Annotated in this window: 18 protein-coding genes and 1 pseudogene; 11 read left to right on the plus strand and 8 right to left on the minus strand. The window is 42.5% G+C overall.

The genetic code is table 11. The features are described from left to right. Positions 1-76: 76 nt before the first annotated feature. Complete coding sequence (ldpA, locus tag V7K45_RS29830) at positions 77-1,237, minus strand: circadian clock protein LdpA (RefSeq protein ID WP_335009120.1); 1,161 nt, start codon at positions 1,235-1,237, stop codon at positions 77-79. Between the two features lie 232 nt (positions 1,238-1,469). Here ldpA and V7K45_RS29835 point away from each other — a divergent pair, with 232 nt between their 5' ends. From V7K45_RS29835 to V7K45_RS29845, 3 genes are all read left to right on the plus strand, one after another. Next, positions 1,470-5,474, plus strand: a complete 4,005-nt coding sequence (locus V7K45_RS29835) for a PAS domain S-box protein (protein WP_335009122.1) — start codon at positions 1,470-1,472, stop codon at positions 5,472-5,474. Next, positions 5,471-7,096, plus strand: a complete 1,626-nt coding sequence (locus V7K45_RS29840) for a hybrid sensor histidine kinase/response regulator (protein WP_335009124.1) — start codon at positions 5,471-5,473, stop codon at positions 7,094-7,096. Before V7K45_RS29835 ends, V7K45_RS29840 begins: the two co-directional genes overlap by 4 nt. A 263-nt stretch (positions 7,097-7,359) precedes the next feature. Continuing rightward, the gene (locus tag V7K45_RS29845; protein ID WP_335009126.1) at positions 7,360-7,719 is read left to right on the plus strand and encodes a VOC family protein; all 360 of its coding nucleotides are present in this window, start codon (positions 7,360-7,362) and stop codon (positions 7,717-7,719) included. Between the two features lie 86 nt (positions 7,720-7,805). Here the strand turns inward: V7K45_RS29845 and V7K45_RS29850 are convergent, their stop codons facing one another. The 3 genes from V7K45_RS29850 to V7K45_RS29860 all read right to left on the minus strand — a co-directional run bounded on the left by V7K45_RS29850 (position 7,806) and on the right by V7K45_RS29860 (position 10,589). Then, positions 7,806-8,999, minus strand: a complete 1,194-nt coding sequence (locus tag V7K45_RS29850) for a Coenzyme F420 hydrogenase/dehydrogenase, beta subunit C-terminal domain (RefSeq protein WP_292734199.1) — start codon at positions 8,997-8,999, stop codon at positions 7,806-7,808. 209 nt (positions 9,000-9,208) lie between these two features. After that, complete coding sequence (locus tag V7K45_RS29855) at positions 9,209-10,183, minus strand: DNA polymerase III subunit delta' (protein WP_335009128.1); 975 nt, start codon at positions 10,181-10,183, stop codon at positions 9,209-9,211. A gap of 274 nt (positions 10,184-10,457) precedes the next feature. Next, entirely contained in the window at positions 10,458-10,589 is a 132-nt protein-coding gene (locus V7K45_RS29860) for a hypothetical protein (protein ID WP_335009130.1), read from the minus strand. Between the two features lie 111 nt (positions 10,590-10,700). On the opposite strand from V7K45_RS29860, the gene V7K45_RS29865 reads away from it, so the two are divergent. Further along, complete coding sequence (locus V7K45_RS29865; RefSeq protein WP_335009132.1) at positions 10,701-12,263, plus strand: phytoene desaturase family protein; 1,563 nt, start codon at positions 10,701-10,703, stop codon at positions 12,261-12,263. Between the two features lie 65 nt (positions 12,264-12,328). Here the strand turns inward: V7K45_RS29865 and V7K45_RS29870 are convergent, their stop codons facing one another. Next, positions 12,329-12,742: a hypothetical protein gene (locus V7K45_RS29870; RefSeq protein WP_335009134.1), complete on the minus strand. Its 414-nt coding sequence runs from the start codon at positions 12,740-12,742 to the stop codon at positions 12,329-12,331. 385 nt (positions 12,743-13,127) lie between these two features. On the opposite strand from V7K45_RS29870, the gene V7K45_RS29875 reads away from it, so the two are divergent. The 7 genes from V7K45_RS29875 to V7K45_RS29905 all read left to right on the plus strand — a co-directional run bounded on the left by V7K45_RS29875 (position 13,128) and on the right by V7K45_RS29905 (position 18,157). Next, complete coding sequence (locus tag V7K45_RS29875; RefSeq protein WP_335009136.1) at positions 13,128-13,718, plus strand: PadR family transcriptional regulator; 591 nt, start codon at positions 13,128-13,130, stop codon at positions 13,716-13,718. A gap of 62 nt (positions 13,719-13,780) precedes the next feature. Further along, positions 13,781-14,638, plus strand: coding sequence for a sugar kinase (locus tag V7K45_RS29880; RefSeq protein ID WP_335009138.1), 858 nt, complete (start codon positions 13,781-13,783; stop codon positions 14,636-14,638). An 88-nt stretch (positions 14,639-14,726) separates the two neighbouring features. Further along, the gene (locus V7K45_RS29885; RefSeq protein ID WP_335009140.1) at positions 14,727-15,587 is read left to right on the plus strand and encodes a 3'(2'),5'-bisphosphate nucleotidase CysQ family protein; all 861 of its coding nucleotides are present in this window, start codon (positions 14,727-14,729) and stop codon (positions 15,585-15,587) included. Positions 15,588-15,992: 405 nt separating this feature from the next. Then, complete coding sequence (locus tag V7K45_RS29890; protein ID WP_194047264.1) at positions 15,993-16,307, plus strand: RNA recognition motif domain-containing protein; 315 nt, start codon at positions 15,993-15,995, stop codon at positions 16,305-16,307. A 123-nt stretch (positions 16,308-16,430) separates the two neighbouring features. Continuing rightward, positions 16,431-16,625 carry a 30S ribosomal protein S21 gene (gene rpsU / locus V7K45_RS29895; RefSeq protein WP_069073011.1) on the plus strand — a complete coding sequence of 65 codons (195 nt, stop codon included), beginning with the start codon at positions 16,431-16,433 and terminating at the stop codon, positions 16,623-16,625. A gap of 545 nt (positions 16,626-17,170) precedes the next feature. After that, positions 17,171-17,308: a hypothetical protein gene (locus tag V7K45_RS29900; protein ID WP_335009142.1), complete on the plus strand. Its 138-nt coding sequence runs from the start codon at positions 17,171-17,173 to the stop codon at positions 17,306-17,308. Between the two features lie 126 nt (positions 17,309-17,434). Beyond that, positions 17,435-18,157: a hypothetical protein gene (locus V7K45_RS29905; protein ID WP_335009144.1), complete on the plus strand. Its 723-nt coding sequence runs from the start codon at positions 17,435-17,437 to the stop codon at positions 18,155-18,157. Positions 18,158-18,202: 45 nt separating this feature from the next. Here the strand turns inward: V7K45_RS29905 and V7K45_RS29910 are convergent, their stop codons facing one another. The 3 genes and pseudogenes from V7K45_RS29910 to V7K45_RS29920 all read right to left on the minus strand — a co-directional run. Further along, entirely contained in the window at positions 18,203-19,090 is an 888-nt protein-coding gene (locus V7K45_RS29910) for a hypothetical protein (protein WP_322685843.1), read from the minus strand. A 48-nt stretch (positions 19,091-19,138) separates the two neighbouring features. Next, complete coding sequence (locus tag V7K45_RS29915; protein WP_335009146.1) at positions 19,139-19,648, minus strand: hypothetical protein; 510 nt, start codon at positions 19,646-19,648, stop codon at positions 19,139-19,141. A gap of 247 nt (positions 19,649-19,895) precedes the next feature. Continuing rightward, positions 19,896-19,989: pseudogene (locus V7K45_RS29920) on the minus strand (photosystem II protein D1); the annotation flags it as partial.

Below are 19,989 nucleotides of genomic sequence, written 5' to 3' on the forward strand. Positions count from 1 at the left end.
ATGGTGACGTTTTTAGAGATAGCGAGGACATTTGCGTGCAGGAGAACCCGCCCTGGGGATTTTTCCGAACGAGCAATTAATGCTCCTGCTGTGACTTGATCTGGGAAACGAGAGAATGGGCAAGTTCTACAGCTTGCCAAAGCAATACTTCATCTTCTTCTAGGCGAACAGTCGCCTTCATATTGGTGTTACTTACCTCCTTATTCTCTAACTGTTCGAGAATTGGTGACAGCAGTACGCGAGCGTAGCTACCGTAGGCGACCCCAGAAATTTTGGATTTTGGATTTTGGATTTTAGATTGTGGATTAGCTTCTTCTAATCTAAAATCTAAAACCGGCAATCTAAAATCGTTGAGTAGTCCCATTGCCTTTAACTTAGCAACGGTATACTTATTTGTGCCGCCTGCTAACTGCACATATCCTGGTAACTTAGCTGCCAAAACTTTTTGCCCTAATTTCACTGCGGCTATTGTGGTGCCATCGCCAATATCACCACTCATCGGACGACCATCGGTTTGCCAAATTAAAGCACCCTTGAGTGGGGCAATCCTGTCGTAGAGCGTTTTTAAGTAGTCAATCATCCCTTCACCATCAGGACAGCTGATGGCTAGTAACTTTAGTTTATCGGCCCACGGTGAAATTGCTTGCCATAATCGCTCAAATTCTGCCAATCGCCCGACTTGTGTATGGATTTCTACGGCATCTACTCCCGTTGACATTACCAATGGCGCGATCGCTCCCGGCGTTGTCACGTATGAAGCTGTATAAATTATACTATAAGGGCAAACTGGGATGCAACGACCGCAGCCATAACATTTTTCGGATACTACTCCTGAAAAGTCTTCTTTGATACTGTCAAACACGATCGCTTGTGCCGGACAAATCCGTTCACAGGGTCTAGGGCAGTCTGTAGGACACTCATGAGGATTAAATTCTGCTTTGCGAAAATGGGGGTCTTCTCCATCGTTTAGGCTGACCATCAAAAAGGGTAAATTGCCTTTGTAGTCAAAGCCTCGCTTTTGGGCATCCTTAGCCAGAGATTTGGCTGCTTGTAGCCCTGACTGCGCTGCTGCAATTACTGCTGGATCAGCTGCAACATCTATGCAGTCAGCGCCCGCCAAAGTATAGGCTAACGTTAAACTTCTGACTGCCGGCAAATGCTGGAAGCTGGCTCCGCAGATCAGCTTGAACCAGTCACCTTGTTTGAGAGATTGTAAAGGTACGAACAGATCAGTCACTATTCTATTATGCGTTTATGCGACTAAAAATAGTAGTCTGCGATCGAGAAAAAGTCCGAATTTGTTGATTTAGGGTTTATCGAATTGGTTATGGGGCATGGGGCATGGGCCAAGGGAAAGGGGTAAGGGGAAAAGGGGAAAGATTAAATTTATTCCTTTTCCCTTTAACCTTTAACCTTTTCCCCTGCTCCCTTGCTCCCCACTCCCGCAGCTGTCTTAGGAGGCCGACAACATGACAACTGTATTTTTTGTAGAAGACTCTACTGAAGATAGAGCTTTGTATCGACGCTTCCTAGAGCGGGATGATCGCTACACTTATGATATTTACGAATTTGAGTCTGGAAATAAGGCGCTACAAGCTTGTCAAGGGAAAATACCAGATGTGATTTTGTTGGACTATCGATTACCAGATTTAGACGGGCTGGAATTTCTCACTCAGCTACAGAGGCAAACTTCTAATAGCGAAATTTCAGTAATTCTACTGACTGGACAGGGAGACGAAACGATCGCAGTCCAAGCGATCAAGAGTGGGGCGCAAGATTATCTAGTCAAAGGAAAACTGACCTCTGACAATTTACGTCGAGCGGTTCATGGGGCGATCGAGCAGATGCAGCTAATGCGGCAGCTAAAACAACAACAGGAACAACAAAAGTTAGTAGGAGCGATCGCTCTTAATATTCGCCAATCGTTGAGGCTTCAAGATATCCTTGCCACGAGTGTTCAAGAAGTCCGCCAGTTACTGGGTGCCGAGCGAGTATTGGTGTATCAATTTACGCCTCAAATGCGAGGTAACATCGTTGCGGAGTCAGTATTACCCCAATGGACACCAATCTTAGGACTGGAGATTGAAGATACCTGTTTTCAGGAAAATCAGGGGGGAGAATATCGCCAAGGAAAAATTTGGGCAGCAACTAACATCTACGAAGCGGGTTTAAGTGACTGCCATATTCAACTTTTGGAACAGTTTCAGGTGAAGGCGAATTTAGTTGTCCCGATTTTGTCAGAAAGCAAGGGGACTCAAGCAGTTGAACTTTGGGGGCTATTTATCGTACATCAATGTTCTGCCCCGCGACAATGGCAGACATTTGAGGTGGAATTGCTCAAGCAACTGACGGTGCAATTAGCAATCGCTATCCAACAAGCCGAACTCTACCACAACCTCCAAACCCTCAACACCGAGTTAGAAGCGAAGGTACAAGAACGCACCGCCAAATTGCACCAGAGCGATCGCCGTTTCCGTGCTATCTTCAATAACACTTTCCAGTTCATAGGACTGCTAACGCCAGCTGGCATTTTACTGGAAGCGAACCAGACGGCGCTAAATTTTGCTGGACTGAAACTAGAAGATGTAATCAATCGCCCTTTTTGGGAAGCATACTGGTGGACAATTTCACCGCAAACTCAAGCAGAATTAAAACAAGCGATCGCTCGTGCAGCTCAAGGGGAGTTTATCCGCTATGAAGTTGATGTTCTCGGTGCAAATAACCGGGTAGCAACAATCGATTTTTCACTCCGTCCGCTTTTAGACGACACAGGTCAAGTTGTTTTGTTGATTCCAGAAGGGCGAGATATTACTGAACTCAAACAGGCTAAAGAAAAACTCCAACAAAGTGAGGCACTGCTAGCCACTACTCAACAAATCGCCCATGTAGGCAGTTGGGAATTGAATTTAGAAACGAAAAAGCGCTCCTGGTCAATGGAAACCTTTCGCATTTCTGGTCTAAATCCCACTCAAGGTGAACCCGACCAAGCGGAATTTCTCCAAATAATTCATCCAGACGATCGCGCCTTGGTCAAGACTCAACTCGAAAAGATGATGTCTACAACGGACTACGCCTCCGCCCAAATAACAACTTTCAATCTTGAGTATCGAATTATCCGACCTGATGGTTCAGTGCGCTACGTTGAGTCGAAAGCAGAGATAGCTTATGACGCTCAAGGACAGCCAGTTAAGCTATTGGGAGCGGTTCTAGATATTACAGAACGCAAACAAACCGAGTTAGAAATCATCCGTAGTCGTGACCTGCTAGAAGCTGTTTATAGCGAGCAAGAAACCGCGCTACGCGAACAAAAACAAGCCGAAGCAGCCTTAGCCAAAAGTGAAGAACAACTGAGACTAACGTTGGAATTTAACCACATCGGTCTTTGGGATTGGAATGTTCAAACAGGCGAAGTTATCTGGAACGACAACCATTATCGTTTGTTAGGTTTAGAGCCAGAAATATCAGCAGCCAGCTATCAATTATGGCGCGATCGCGTGCATCCAGAGGATGTTGACCGAATCGAACAGGCTGTATCAAATGCACTGGCACAACATATTAATTTTCAAGGTGAATATCGAGTGATTTTTCCCGATGGCAGAGTTCACTGGCTGACGGGGAAAGGACGTGGCGTTTACAACGAAGCAGGCGAACCTGTACGTATGCTAGGAGTAATTATTGATATAAATGAACGTAAACAAGCAGAAGCAGCCTTGCAAGAAAGTGAAGCCCGATTCCAGGCATTTATGAACAACAGCCCAGTGCTAGCTTGGATCACTGATACAGATGGGCGTGTACTTTACTTAAATCAAACATACCTGCGGACATTTAAATTACTACCTGAACAGGTGATTGGGCAATCTATTTCTGACCTCTACCCAGATGAAATTGCTCGGCAGCATTTCGATCACATTCGCACAGTTATAGAGACAAATCAGGTAATTGAGGCGATTGAAGTTGCTCCTCGACCAAACGGTTCCCTTGGTGAGTTCTTGGTATACAAATTCCCGATTTTCGGATTGTCAGCCCAAAAGCTAGTGGGTAGAGTGGCGATTGATATCACAGAACGCAAGATTCTAGAGCGAGAACTAGCTCACAAGCAAAAGTTATTGGATACCTTCATCAAGAATGCACCTGTTGGTATAACGATTATGGATCGGGAACTGCGTTATTCATTGATTAATGAAGCATTAGCAGAAATTAATGGCATTCCCGCAGCAGAGCATATTGGCAAGACACCGTGGGAGATTGTCCCTGATATAGCACGGAAGCAAGAGCAAGTCTTTCAACATATTTTAACAACGGGTGAACCGATTTTAGACTTGGAAATCAGTGGAGAAACCCCAAAATTTCCAGGTGTAATCAGGACTTGGCTAGCTTCCTATTTTCCAATTCAGTCTGAAGCCGATCAACCTATTCGCGTAGGCATTGTAATAGTTGAAATCAGCGATCGCAAACGCGCTGAACAAATGTTAGAGTTGCAGGCAGTCATCACCCGCAATATGGCAGAAGGAATTTGCCTAATTCGTGCTACAGATGGTGTGTTTGTCTACGCCAATCCGAAATTCGAGCAGATGTTTGGTTATGAGCCTGGTGAATTAATCGGTCAGCACGTGTCGATTGTTAACTACGGCGATCAACGTCATACACCTGAAGATGTTTATCAGGCGATTTGTGCTGCTATTTTGGAACACGGTGAAGCAATTTATGAAGTCCATAATATAAAAAAAGATGGCACTCCATTCTGGTGTAGCGCTACCGCTTCCGTTTTTGAACATCCTGAGTATGGAAGCGTCCTTGTGGCTATCCAACAAGATATCACTGAGCAAAAGCAAGCAGAGGAAAAAATCAAAGCCTCTCTGAAAGAAAAAGAGGTATTACTCAAAGAAATTCATCATCGTGTTAAGAACAATTTAGGAATTGTCAGCAGTTTGCTGCAAATGCAATGCAGACGAACACAAGATCCTGTAGTGGCAGCTATTTTGCGCGATAGCCAAAACCGTATTGCTTCTATTGCCCTAGTTCATGAAAAACTATACCGTTCTGAAGACCTCGCTGATATTGATTTCGCTCAATACATTCCAGATTTAACAACTCATTTATTTGATTCTTATAATGTCAGTTCTAGCCAGATTCAACTACATATTCAAGTTGATAATGCTAGCCTCGACATAGAAACCGCCATTCCTTGTGGCTTGATTATCAACGAACTGGTTTCTAATGCATTGAAATATGCTTTTATTGGCAATCGTGGAGGCAAAATTGAGGTTAAGTTTTATCAAGAATCCGCATCTACTTTGACACTCATTATTAAAGATAATGGTGTTGGCTTACCTGAAAACTTTGATAGTAAGAAAACTAAAACACTGGGTATAACACTTGTCCAGGGTCTAGTCAAGCAGCTCAGGGGAAAACTTGAAATTGACTCTCAACAGGGTACAGAGTTCAAAATTACTTTTACAAACAGCCGGACATGAACATAATTGACATCTCATCAAATACGCAGACAAAAAAGACAGTTCGAGTCCTTGTTGTTGAAGATGAATATATTCTTGCTATCAATTTACAAGAAACTTTAGAGTCTTTAGGATATGTTGTTTTAGATATTGCCGATTCTGCCGAAGAGGCAATTGCAAAAGCAACTCAATTACGCCCAAACTTGATTTTAATGGATATCAGATTACGGGGTGAAATGGACGGTATCCAGGCTTCAGAGCAAATTTGGCATAATTTGCAAATCCCGATTATCTACGTCACGGGGCACTCTGATAAAAGTACTGTTGAGCGAGCAACGCTGACATCCCCCTTTGGATACATTCTCAAACCTATTAAAGAGAAAGAACTTTATGTTGCCATTCAAACAGCCTTAAATCGCTACGATCGCGAGCAATTTTTGAGTTCTGTACTTCGAGGAATGGGTGATGGGGTAATTGTAGTCGATACTGAATTAAATATTAAATATATCAATCAGGTAGCTGAAGCTCTAACAGGGTGGCAATGGAATGAAGCTAAAGAGAAGATGTTAACTGAAGTTATTAAAATCATTGACGAACAAACTCAGTTGCCGATCGAAAATCCAATTATTGCAGCCCTCCAAAAAGAAACTACTATATATTTAGGCAGTGGCGTTCTACTAGTTGCTAGAAACGGGACAACTATACCAATAGCTGATAGCGCTACTCCCCTGAGAAATAACAGTGGTGTAATTACAGGAGCCGTATTTGTTTTCCGAGATGACACGCAACGACGGTTAACCGAAGAACGCAATCTTGCAGCTGAACGTGCCCAACAACTAGAAATTCGTGTGGCAGAACTTCAACGCCTGAACCAATTAAAAGAGGATTTTCTGGCAACCACTTCTCATGAAATGCGAACGCCTTTGTCAAACATCAAAATGGCAATCTCTGTGCTAGAAAATATTCTCGATCGCCAGGGTATCTTAAATTCAAACACACTTCCCCCATCTGAATCTGTAGCTCGCTACTTAGGTATTTTGCGCGAACAGTGCGAACAAGAACTGGAGTTGGTTGACAATTTGCTGCATCTACGAATGATTGATGCAGATGTCTATCCATTGGAATTAACTTCAGTTCAACTCCAAAACTGGCTACCTCACGTTGCCGAGTATTTTCAAGAACGCGCTAAAGCTAGACAACAGTCTTTGCAAGTTAGTGTTTCTCCAGATTTACCACCTTTAGTTTCCGACTTGGCTAGCCTGACAGAAATTGTTTCAGAATTACTCAACAATGCTTGTAAATACACTCCGCCTGATGGACAGATTGTGTTAAACGTTCAGCTAATTTACATCACCAAAAGTCAGCTCGATGAGGATGCTAAATCTAGTGTATTAAATAATTTTCAAGTTCCTTATTTTCAAATCACAATTAGCAATTCTGGGGTGATAATTCCCAAAAAAGAACAATCTCGAATTTTTGAGCCGTTTTACCGGATTCCTGAAAGCGAACGCTGGCAACAAAGCGGCACAGGATTAGGTTTAACATTGGTTAAGAAGTTAGTAGAATATCTCCAAGGTACGATTGAAGTTACCAGTTCTCAGGGCTGGACAACCTTTACAGTTCAACTGCCTTTAAGTTTGTGATCGGATTTGTCATTTGTCATTACGCGTTGGTTATTAATTCTTCTTAGGGACATCCAAAAATTAAATTATCCATTTTTCAGAGCGAAGACCATAATTGTATTCTTCCTCCTCTGCCTCCTTTGCTTCCTCTGCTCAAGAACAGCTTGCCAAAGCGATTGATTATTTTTTTATTTGGAAGTCCCTTATCCTCCCTCTCCGAAAGAGTTCAAACTACGCCAAAATTTAAATAAACGCGATCGCGTCTTACTAACATCTTACCGACAATGCAGATTACCCAAAGTCTCCATACAGCGATTCTTGTGACTGACTTAGAACGCTCTGAACATTTTTATGGCAAAGTGTTGGGATTATCCAAAATAGATCGTTCCCTAAGCTACCCTGGTGCATGGTATCAAGTCGGCGACTATCAAATTCACCTGATAGTTGCAACCACTGTCCCCACGGAAAACCCAAACGAAAAATGGGGACGTAATCCCCATATCGCCTTCACAGTAGTTGACTTAGACGCCGCCAAACAGGAATTTCTCAATCATAATTATCCCATTCAAGCTAGCGCCTCCGGTCGGGCTGCCCTGTTCACTCAAGACCCAGATGGGAATATTATCGAGTTGAGTCAGCAGTGAAGGGGAGCAGGGGAGCAGGGGAGCAGGGGAGAAGTAGCAGTAAGTCTTTCCCCTCTGCCCCTCTGCCCCTCTGCCCAGTCCCTCTTCTATTCTGGTAATTTATATTGTCCAACAATACGCTTGGCAAACTCTGGAACGTGCGCTTCTAATTTCTCTGGATGATTGCGCTTCACATACAAATAATTCCGAGTAAAGTGAGAATCAATGGAAAATCGCGCATATTCTAGACCCTTGGGGCCGATTTTTTCGATTACCACACCCATCAGTTTTGCTGCCCACATCGGCAGGGTAACGCCTTTATCGTAAGCGGGAATACTTTGTTGTACGGCTTCTTTCCGGTTGCCTTTAGACGTTACTGGTTGAGTGTCTAACTGGTCTTTAACCAAATCTAGCATTTCCTTACCAGTGTCATTTCTAACTACAATCCATTGCCAGCCGAAGGGTGCGCCCATATAGCCAACAACTAAGTCGGCTAGGGAGTTGACGTAATCAAAGCAACTCATACAGGATGGGGCAAAGACATCTTTGAGTTTGTTGGTCTTCAAGCCAAAGAAAGGCACGGTTTCTGATGATCCATCTTCATGTTTGAAGTGAACCCGGAAGTCTTGCATGAATTCGTAATGCACAACTGTGTCAGGCGATCGGCTGGTGGTTTCTAAGAATTTTTGCAGTCCGGCGCGGTTAACGTTATCTACGCAGGGCGTACCTAAAACATACAGCTTTTCTAAACCAAGTTGTTTTTCTACAGCTCGTAATGCCTGGATTTGGCAACCAACCCCAATTACTAATAGCCGTTTCATCCCCGATTTTTCCACCTGTTCTAAGATGGAAAGGTTCGGAGAAAGCGTTGGTTTATTTACCCGTGCTGCTAGTATTTCTTCTGGGGTACGGGCGATGACGGGCATGGGTTGAAAGCGGTCTTCTTTGGTGTTTTGCACGCAGACTACACCTTCAACTAAGCCGCGATTCAGCATTTCAATGGCAATGCTGCTCACAATACCCGTCCATTGTGCGCCTTCGATAGGCTGCTGTTTCTTCGCAGCTATCATGTCTTGATGAACACCAAAGTAGAGTTCATCGGGGTTTTCGAGATGGCGCGATCGCGTGTGTGTTTCTTCTTCAAGTTCGCCTATTTGCTGATTAATAAAAGCGCAAGCTTCCTTGACATAGTGAATATAGTATGTATCGCATAGCCCACACTCGCTACAGAGTTCCTTCGCAGGGCGGCGGCTGGTAGGTTTTAAGGCTCTGGCTTTTTTGTGAGGAGAAACTGAGGTCATATAAACTTTTTGTTTTATCCAGGAATCGCTTTTATTACAATACCTTCACTCGCTATGAACTTGACGATAGAGGATGAAGAAGACATTGTAATATTTTGAAACGCAAAGAGACGCAAAGTAATGCAGAGTTTTGCCTAATTTATTTCGCTACGAATTAATTAAATATTCTACTGAGGCTTTGATGAGGAACTATAGAAATACAATCGCACTCAGCGATAAGTAGGAGAAATAGAATTTGATTTTTGATACACGGATAAAAGCAGACATTCCCAAACTAGCCGTGGTTGGGCGTAAGAAAGTAAGTATTTTCGAGATTCTTCTAGCTGGTTAATGATACTAGGTTGATGCCACTGCTGCCAGTAAAATTGCTGAAGATAATCAACTAACCACAATTGTGCTTCTGTATCTAAATCCTTATCAATTTTTTTGGCTAACTCTAAGGCATTACGGTAGGATTTAGGTGCTTTTTTCAAGTCTTCGAGTAACTCATCGGGAATAGCTTGTAGTTGCTCATAAGATGCGATCGCACTTCCAGCACTACCAGCTGCTATGCTCAATACTGCCTGATTTTGCAAAATTTCCTGATGACCTGTTTGTGTGAGTACAACAGCCAAGGACTGTGCATCTAAGCGATAAAAAGGAATGCGTTGACAGCGTGATACCAAAGTCGGCAACACAGATTCAGGTGTCGGTGCAATTAAAATTAATGTCGCCTGTCCCGGTTCTTCCAAGGTTTTAAGTAAAGCATTGGCTGCGGCTTCTGCCATTGTTTGCGCTTCTTCTAGCACTACCACATTCCTGGGCGCTTCCAAGGGCGGACGACCTAAAAACTCGGTAATTTCCCGAATTTGCTCTAGTCGAATTACAGGTGGTGCTTTACGCTTGAGTCCTTTTTCGGCTGCTTCTGCTGCTGTTAATCGTTGTCCCTGGTATTGGTATGTTGGTTGCACCCACAATAAAGCTGGATGATTGCCTTGACGCAAACGGTTTTGTAAAGATGCAGTAACTCCCATCCCATTAGAAAATAGCAATTCCACAAAACATCTGGCTGCTAAACTCCTGCCTACACCATCTGGCCCCACAAATAAGTAGGCTGGAGGAACCCGGTTTTGTCTGACAGCCTGAGTGAGTAATTCTATAGCTTGCTGTTGTCCGATAACTGGTGCAAATGGATCGTTAGTCATTAGTTAGGAGTTAGGAGTTATTATTTTTTCTTTGCTTGTCTATATAGTTTTAGCTAATCAATACTTTAGTAAGTTTTTGTGAAGAAAAGCAACCATTTCCAAACAATTTTTGATAGTTTCGATAAGGTTAATACATAAAGGATAAAGAGCAAGAGCTTAAAGTCTTAAATTATCGCCTGCTAACTATCTGCAAGCTTCAACAGGGATTTTAAGCTAGGTTTTTTGCGGTTACTTTAAATTAAATCAGTGAACTGTTAAACATCCTTCAGGGCATCTAAATGTTAGTGAAGTTGTTGGCAAAATTGCCGCAGCTAAATATCAGAATATTCGGTGATGGTGCAATTGTTACTATCAGCGATAAAAACTTTTGCACCTTCTCTCGAATGGTTTCTCTAGCTATTTTCATTGAATGAAAACTGCTAGGTGAAGAAGCGCTGAGTATTTTGGCATTTCTACTGGTAAAAAACAGCGATAAAAGAACATAACACCGAAATCAAGATTGCCAAAGGAGACTGAGATGGAAATCTTCGATTATGTGATCCTGGGAGCCGGACTAGGGGGACTTTCGGCAGCAGCTTGTTTAACTAGACAAGGCTATCGGGTAGCAGTTCTAGAACAACATTATTTACCTGGTGGATGTTGTCACACCTTTGATTACGGGGAATATAGTTTTTGTGCTGACGTACATTACATTTCTCAATGTGGTTCTGGTCAGACTATAGGTCAATTTCTCGACTATCTTAATCAAGATGTACCCTTTAATAGCCTCGATCCTGACTGCATCGATAGAGTTATTACACCAGAGGCAGATTTCAAAATTCCTTTGGGATGGGAAAATTTGCGATCGCGTTTACTCTCCACATTTCCAGAAGAAGCTAATGCTATTAACCATTACTGCAATGAAATTCAGCAACTCCACCAAGAAATTCGCAGCCTAGTGCAAGAAGTACACTGGTTCGATCGGAAGCTGTCTGACTGGTTAAAGTTAGCAAAATATTTGAATTTATTTTTGAAGCGCAATTGGACTTTACAAGATTTGTATAACCATATCGGGTTATCACCTAAACTACAAGCATTGTTGGCGGGGCAAAGTGGCGACTATGCACTACCACCAGAAGAAATTGCGCTACTCACGCACACTTCTCTAACTTGGGACTACTCAGAAGGTGCTTATTATCCCAAACATCACTTCAAACACTTTGTTAACACCATTGCAAACGTCATTATCGCAGGTGGAGGTGTAATCAAATACTCAACTCCGGTAAGCCATATTCAAGTTAGCAACCACAATGTCCATAGCGTCATTGCTGATGGTATAAGCTATTGTGCCAACAAAGCTTATATCAGCGACCTCGACCCCAAATTAACAGTGGAGTTGATGCATGATTCTGAAGCTTTGAGTCACAAAGAGCATCAACGTCTAACCAGTTACGAATACTCAGCCAGTGCTTTCAATATCTACTTGGGTTTAGATAGCCGTTTCGATCCTCAACGTTACGGCATCGGTAATTGGAATATTTGGTATTATCCCACAGGCGACCTGAACAGAGAATATCAACAACAATTGGCAGGTGACTTCAGTCATCCGTGGATTTTCCTCTCTTGTCCAACGATGAAATCTAGCGAACCAGGGATGGGGCCAAAAGGACATCACGTTTTAGAGATTGCGACTGTCTGTTCTTATAAACCATTTGAACATCTGCACAAAACCAATCCAAAAGCATATAAAGCCAAAAAGCGAGAAGTTTATCAGCAGATGATGACAAGTGTACGAGATTTGATTCCAGATGTGGACAACTACGCCCGGATGAAAGTTTATGGTACACCTACCACCAGCGAATTTTATCTAGGACAGCCGCAAGGTAATATTTACGGTGCAAAATTAATTCCTAAACAGGTTGGTTTAAATCGTTTGGGATATACGACAGAGTTATCTAACCTGTTTTTCGTCGGAGCAAGTGCCGGATATCCGAGTGTACCAGGTGTGATTGGGAATGGGATGGATGTTGTAGAACTGCTGACAGGACAATCGGTATGGCATAAAGCTGAAATACCTCAGCCTTTGGTGGCAGTTGGTTGATGAGTGCCCAAGTGCTGAGTACGATTCTTACTTTTGTACTCAGCACTGTTTGGGTAACTTAGCAATTAAACCTTAGACGTAAGGAATCTGGATATCTCCGCGTGTGCCAACACAGCGCCAGGTTCGCGCTGGAGAGCGTTGTAATACTTTCTCTCGAAGGTATTACCCGTCTCTAACGGTACAATAAGTGTACGGACATCAGCAATCAATTTTTGGAAATCGTCCAGCAATATCGGTTCATCTGCTTGGAGCATTTCATCGACTTGCACAACCATCTCAGAAATGCGATGTAGCCAAGCAAATTGTTCGTGAGCGATGACTAGCTGAAGAAGTTCTCCACTTGATACTCGTCCACTAATCTGTTCGTAGGCAATGCGTTCTGTCTCCAGCAACATCTTGTGAAGGTGGAGTAATTTGTTTCGTAAATCACGCAGATATTGATGCTGACGTATTCTTTCTGTAAGTGTGTTAGAAGTCAATGTTACTTATCCTCTAGTTACAATAGTCTTCAATGGCTTAAATAATTTCTAAGCATTGAGAATTGGGCCTGAAGGGGCGTATCAGCGTCTCTACGAGAAGCCGTTGCGCGGCCTCTTCAAGAGTTGTATTGGAATTGGGGAAGAGGTGACAGGTAACAGGGATCTGTACCCTGTAACCTTTAACCTATTCCCTTCTTCTTCCCCACGTTCTTGTGAATGGAGTTTTTTATCTATTTGGTTTCCTTGCTAAGAAGCATTATAATGAGCATATCTTTTTATAACCGTTATATCTTATATTTGATTAATCATATATTAGCATAAAATTATAAGAAGTACATAGTGTAGAACCGAGCGAGAAAATATCAATCATGGGAAAACCATCTTCATGTCGCTAGCAAATGTAATTTTAGGTCTTCTTCAGCAGCAAGAAATGACGGGCTACGACCTCAAAACGAGCTGCTTCGATCAATGCATTGCCCATTTATGGCCAGCAGATCAGGCACAAATTTACAGAACTCTCGATAAGCTAGTTGAGCAAGGCTGGATTACCTGTAACATTGAGATTCAACACGATCGCCCCAACCGCAAAGTTTACAGTGTGACGGAACTAGGGAAAGCCGAATTTAGACGATGGCTAGGGATTCATCAGCCTTTACCGACTATCAGAGAACCTTTACTCGTCCAGTTGCATTTTGCAGATCAGTTGTCGAATGAAACCATCATTCATTTACTGGAGCAACAATTGGCGGCTCGAAGCAAAAAGCTGGCTGAATGTGAAACCATCGATTTGCCATCACTCGGTGATGAATCTGCCAACCGCAAGCAGGTGATGCAAAGGCTGGTGCTGGAGTTGGTAGTCCGAAGAGAAGAGACTTATATTGATTGGTTGAAAACAGCAATCGAAGTTGTCAGTCGCCAAGAGCCATACCCATTTACCAAGAAAGAATTCAAGAGGTCACTGAGCGACTTGCCTTGAGCGAAGTCGAAAGGAGTCGAAGTGAGCCAGAATTCAAAATTGAATTTTGAACAAAAGAGCAGATGAATCGTGGATTATTTGTAGGTTTAGTAACTTTAGATTTGATTTACCTTGCTGACTCTGCCCCTAAGAATAATCAGAAGATTGTCGCTACTGACTATACTGTAGCGGCAGGGGGCCCAGCAACAAACGCAGCTGTAACTTTCAATTATTTAGGAAATCAGGCTAAAGTCTTAGGTGTAGTAGGTTCTCACCCAATGACGCAGCTAATTCGAGATGACTTGGCAAATTACAAAGTTGCGATCGCAGACCTTGAGCCTACCACTGATTTAGTACCGCCTGTATCTTCGATTATTGTCACTCAAGCCACAGGTGAACGCGCTGTGGTTTCGATCAATGCTGTGAAAACTCAAGCTAGCAGCGCATCTATCCCGCCAGATATTTTGCAGAATGTCAATATAGTACTGATTGATGGACATCAGATGGTGGTTGGTAATTCCATCGTTCAAATGGCTAAAGCCAATAATATCCCAGTAGCGATCGATGGTGGTAGTTGGAAGCCTGGATTTGAGCAAATTTTACCATTTGTAGATTATGCTATCTGTTCAGCTAATTTTTATCCCCCCAACTGCCAGACTGGAGAAGACGTTTTTAGCTATCTCAGTGGATTTGACATTCCTCACATCGCCATTACCCACGGACAAAAACCAATTGAATACTTGAGTGACACTAAAACTGGTATCGTAGATGTGCCGCAGATTCAAGCGGTTGATACGTTAGGGGCTGGAGATATTTTTCACGGTGCTTTCTGTCATTACATTTTAAGGCAAAGCTTTACAGATGCACTGGCACTGGCAGCTAATATTGCTGCTGATTCCTGTAAATTTTTTGGTACTCGGCGCTGGATGGATTTAAGATAATTCGTAATTCGTAATTCGTAATTAGTTAAACTAAGTATCGCTGTGCGCCCCTAATCACGTTATACATATTTTTAAATAGGCCAAATTAATGAAAGATTTACAAGAAATATTAGCGATCGCTCGCGAGGTAGGTTGGGGCGCAGCAGATATACTGCGATCGTATTACGACGGCACAGCAAAAGAGCCTAACTTAGAAATTCAATATAAGCAGAATGAGCCTGTCACCGTTGCCGATGTAGCTGTGAGTCAATACATTTTGCAGAGGCTACAAGCAACTTTGGGTAACGAAGATTTTGCTTACATTAGCGAAGAAACTTATCAATCGTCAAGTAGTGGTAGACAAGCTTCTGCCCCTTGGGTATGGATAATTGATCCTTTGGATGGCACGCGAGACTTTATTAAAAAAACTGGCGACTATGCAGTTCACATTGCTTTAGTCAAGGAAACACGCCCAGTGCTGGCAGTGGTGGCAGTACCAGAGACTCAAAAGTTATATTACGCTACCAAAGGCGGGGGTACATTTGTAGAAACCTGTGACGGATCTGTTCCTTTACAAGTGTCGTCAGGTAAACGAATTGAGGATTTAACCTTAGTCGTTAGTCGCTCTCACCGCAACCAACGCTTAGATCGCCTGCTACAAAATTTACCCTGTCAAAATCAGAAATCTGTGGGTAGTGTAGGCTGCAAAATCGCCACCATTGTCGAGCAACAGGCAGATATCTATATATCTCTTTCCGGCAAGTCTGCGCCCAAAGACTGGGATATCGCTGCCCCAGAATTGATTTTAACAGAAGCCGGTGGTCAGTTTACTCACTTCGATGGCACGCCGTTGCAGTATAACACTGGTGATATCAATCAATGGGGAGGTTTACTAGCTAGTAATGGTGAATATCACGAAGTACTATGTAACAAAGCAGAGGATATCCTAGCACAGTTTGACCATAGCTAATGTACTTGAGGATAAATATTTTTTAATTTAGATTAATTTGCTTTTAAGACTGTCGATCGTGGTATGATTAATCCCATTAGCGATAATAATCTTTACCCCTTAGTCCACAGCTTAATTTTAAAATACTAAATATATATCTGGGCGATCGCGAGTTAATTACGATTTCCGATTAAAAGTGTAACTTTATATAGTACAAGCAAAAAAAGCCAGTCTTTAGAAAGTCTGCAAACCGTCCTTTAAGGTTTGATTTGTGAATAAAATTCACTATCAGACAATATTCAAAGGCTGAATGCTGTGCTACACTCATGGACATAAAGATTATTTTCGGTTGAGTAACTCGTTTTGATTTCTAAAAACCGTCTCTCCGAATTTAACTCTCTACACTCCCTGAATTCGGAGATTTCTATGTCAATTTACGTCGGAAACCTGTCCTATCAGGTTACAGAAGAGGACCTAAAGCAGGCTTTTGCAGAATACGGAACAGTAAATCGTGTTCAACTACCCACAGATCGGGAAACAGGCCGGCCTCGTGGGTTCGCTTTTGTGGAAATGGAATCAGACACACAAGAACAAGCTGCCATTGATGCACTTGATGGTGCTGAGTGGATGGGACGTGATTTGAAAGTGAACAAAGCTAAACCCCGTGAGGAAAGAAGTAACTCCTCTCGTGGTAGCTGGGGTGGCGGTAATAATGCCCGCCGCAACAATAATCGCTACTAAGTCGATTCCTGAAAATTTCACATTTAGAGTCTCCAGCAGATAAAGCCAAAGGCTCCATTCTGCTGGAATATTTTATTTGGTATGTAGTCCTGAACTATTCATCCACATTAAGGAGGAATGAGAATGACACAAGTAGTTTTAGGGGAGAATGAAGGTATTGAATCAGCCTTGAGAAGATTTAAACGGGAAGTTTCTAAAGCAGGAATTTTCCAAGATATGAGAAAAAAGCGTCACTTTGAGACGCCGATAGAAAAAGAGAAGCGTAAAGCAATTGCTAGGCACAAACAACGTCGTCAACAACGTTCTCGCTTCAATTAAAAGTCCAAGCAAATTTGCCCTTCGATTTGACATCTAGCCAGCATCTCTTCATTGTTGCCATACCTCCGACAAGCCACAAGTAATTAGGCACACATCAATCAATAAACAAACTGTTCGTAGTAGGATTGTACTGTTTTTTCAGCGCTACTAAGTGTATATATTTTCAATTGCGTGAACTAAGTAGGCATAATTAAACATACAATAAAATCCTAGTTTGTAGTGAGCAATTCATCGCTCATAGCAAGGTTGATCGGGACTAAAGTCCTTACTACAAACTTTAATTTCTTTATGCCTAGCTACTTAGGGCAATTAGTAGGGGCGTACAGATGAACATTGGTGTCAACTTAACGTGAAACCGCTCGTCCGCCGGGAATTGAAATTCCCGTCTCATAGCTAAAGTCATCTTCAGATGACTAAAAGATTGCCAAAAATCTCCAGTCTACTTCAGTAGACTTAAGCTATTAGCCCGAAAATTTATTGACGGGTGGGCATGGAAGCCAACAGATAAGCTATTTCCAGCTTAAGTTGACACCTATGACAGATGAATGGCACTAAGAAAAGATACAGCCCTTGCTCTGACTGCTTCCCAGCCTCCAGGCTGGGAAGCAGTCAGAGCAAGCCTTTGGGCTTTACAAGCGTGCCATTCGCGTACAGATAGCTATGCGCCCCTAACTTATCCCTGATTTTACAAAGAAGCGCTATAGTTATATTTACGGAACTTGCAGCAATATAAATGTATTCTTCTTCTGTATCCATAAAGTATTGTAGATATCGTTAATCTGCAATCCCTGGCTCTGGATTTTGAAAAAATGTTACGACTTTATCATTTATTGCTAGGCTCTATTTTGCTGGTGTCAATACCGGTGGGAGCAAAATTTATCTTACCCCAATTTTCTCCACCCAAAGTAGTAAAAGCTCCTACCGTTGCCAAACTTCCCAACTCTAATCAGGGAAATATCTGGCAGACAATTCTGGGAAATGCTGCTGCTCCAACTAACTGGCAAGTTGCTCCCTGTGAAGGAAATGCACCCCTGTTATGTGTCTCCTCTAAAGGAAAACGTTTGGGTACAGTTGAGATTAACATTTACCCACTAGCAAACATTGAGGATTTCCGAAAGAAACTCTTAGCAGCTGGTATTCCAACTGCTTCTTTAGTAGACTACCAAAGTCCCAAATACCAAACCCAGTTATTACCAGTACTTAAGACTTGGGTTGCAGACCACTACGCTGCGTTTGCGAAAGATCGTCAGGGTAAATATGGAAAACAGATTACTTTCTCAGCCTACCCACCGCAACCAGTACCTGTTGGTAAGCTTCAAGGAATCCGCTATGGGTTCGCTGAACTCAATCAACAAGGTGGAGTACAAGAGCAACATATCGGTCATGTTGCCTTTGATGGCACTAAACTTTACGTGATTACCACTGCATTTGACACAGGTACGCAAACAGGTAAGTTTGATAAACTAGAAAACTTGGCTGTTTTTCAACCTTACTTATATGCGATCGCAGCAGATTTGCATTTACCCCAATAGGGATTGGAGATTGGGAAATCTTCCCAGTCTCCACTTCCCATCAACCTAAATCTCAGCCACCGCGCGTTCAATCAAGCGATGTGCTAAAGTTTGCGTGCCAGTGTGTTCATAATAATTTGTTGCTACATCCAGGAATGCTGCGAGGTAGTCCAACTTGTCATCAGCAATATCGGTAAAACTTTGCAAGTTGTGGACAACCTTTTGTGGCGTTAAATTATTGGCGCTAACTAACCCACTCATCCAACCTTTAACTGAGTCAAAGCTTTCGCCGATAAAGTTGAGTTTACTGCCGGCATTGTTACCTGGAATCACATCTTTGATATTTTGGAAAGTCGAGTTTTGTTCTAACTCCTGTGGATTTGTTTGATTCAGGCCAGATATCGCTTTGCTGATAAAATCTGGGCCCAAAGGTATCAAACCATCAACGCAAACTAATGCCACCATGCGGATCAGTGACTCACCACTATACTCTCCTAAAGAGGCGACAAAATCACCAATACTGTCTCCGGGAATGCCGTTAATTTGACAGAAGGCTACCAACTCAGCCACTAATTTTAATGTCAGATCGATGGTTTGGGCTTTATCAGGTTTGGGAGTGACAGAGTTTAAAAAACCCAACAAAGGAATTTTTTCACCGACTTTATTAGCTAAAGCTGCTGCACCAAGCGCTTTATCTGTATTATCAACAGTTTGATATAACCACAAGGCTGTTTGGTATCCTTGGGATTTGTCGTTGAATAGATAAATCGCTCGTTCGCCAATTTGCTGAATTAAATCTTCGTCGTCTTCGCCAGTAACTTTCTTGATAGTATTGACAAAGCCGACGGTGTTTTGCCACTCTCCAGGAGCAACAAAATCGAGAGACTTCAACATAGAAACAGTCAAGCCGCCAGTTGGCAATTGATCGACCAACTCAACAATCGATTTGCTCACAAAAATCTCCTTATTTAGGTTTTATTATCTGAATGTTAGTAGTGCGAATCATTTCAGGTTAGCCAGACCATTAAGATTAAACTTCTCTAGCCAATCTTCGCGATCGCTAGCTTTAAATGATGAATCGCGGGAACTTATTTTTACCTGGTACTTACCTACCAAAATTGCAGTTTGCGTCTTACCAACTTCTATTGCGGGATAACCACCAATTTTTTTAGTGCTTTTCGAGAATTTTGCTGCTGCACTAGGTGTGCTAGTAGTATCAGAAATAGACAGCACCGCTATATCTTTACCGCCTTTTTTCAACTTCGCTTCCGAAAAACCTTTTTTCTCTTGGGTATAGACGCGTTGGTAGCCATCACCAGCTTTGGGGAAAAATTTATTAAATTCACTACCCTGAGTTGCGGTTTTAGCTACTGATTGACCGCTTTTTTGTTGAGTGCTTTCTTTTTGTGCCTGGTCAAAACGTCCAGGTGTTTTTGGACTACAGGCTGTTGTCAGTAGTACCACCGACAGCAACAAAGCGGCTACTACCCTACGCCCACGGTGTAAAATCATTTTTGGCTTCTCCTTGATATTTGAGCTTTAAGGCAATTATCTGCGCTGCTAGCAATTATTACCCGTTCTGACCCGTTATTAACTGTAAAATTTACTTTTTGATAATTATTTCCTAAGTTCTCACCGATAAAGGTCATTTTTGCACTTTAAATTAACGTAGCAATTAACCCAAAGCAAAAACGCCCCCCCTTTCGGGAGAGCGTTTTTTGTTTATAGATAAGCGTGGGGAGCGTATCTCAGATTATGATTAACCGTTGATAGCAGGAGCGGTTAAAGCAACAGGAGCAGAATCGCCAGCAGCCAAATCCAGAGGGAAGTTGTGAGCGTTACGCTCGTGCATT

This window comes from Nostoc sp. (genome assembly GCF_036917375.1).
In the GTDB taxonomy this organism is placed as follows: Bacteria; Cyanobacteriota; Cyanobacteriia; order Cyanobacteriales; family Nostocaceae; genus Nostoc.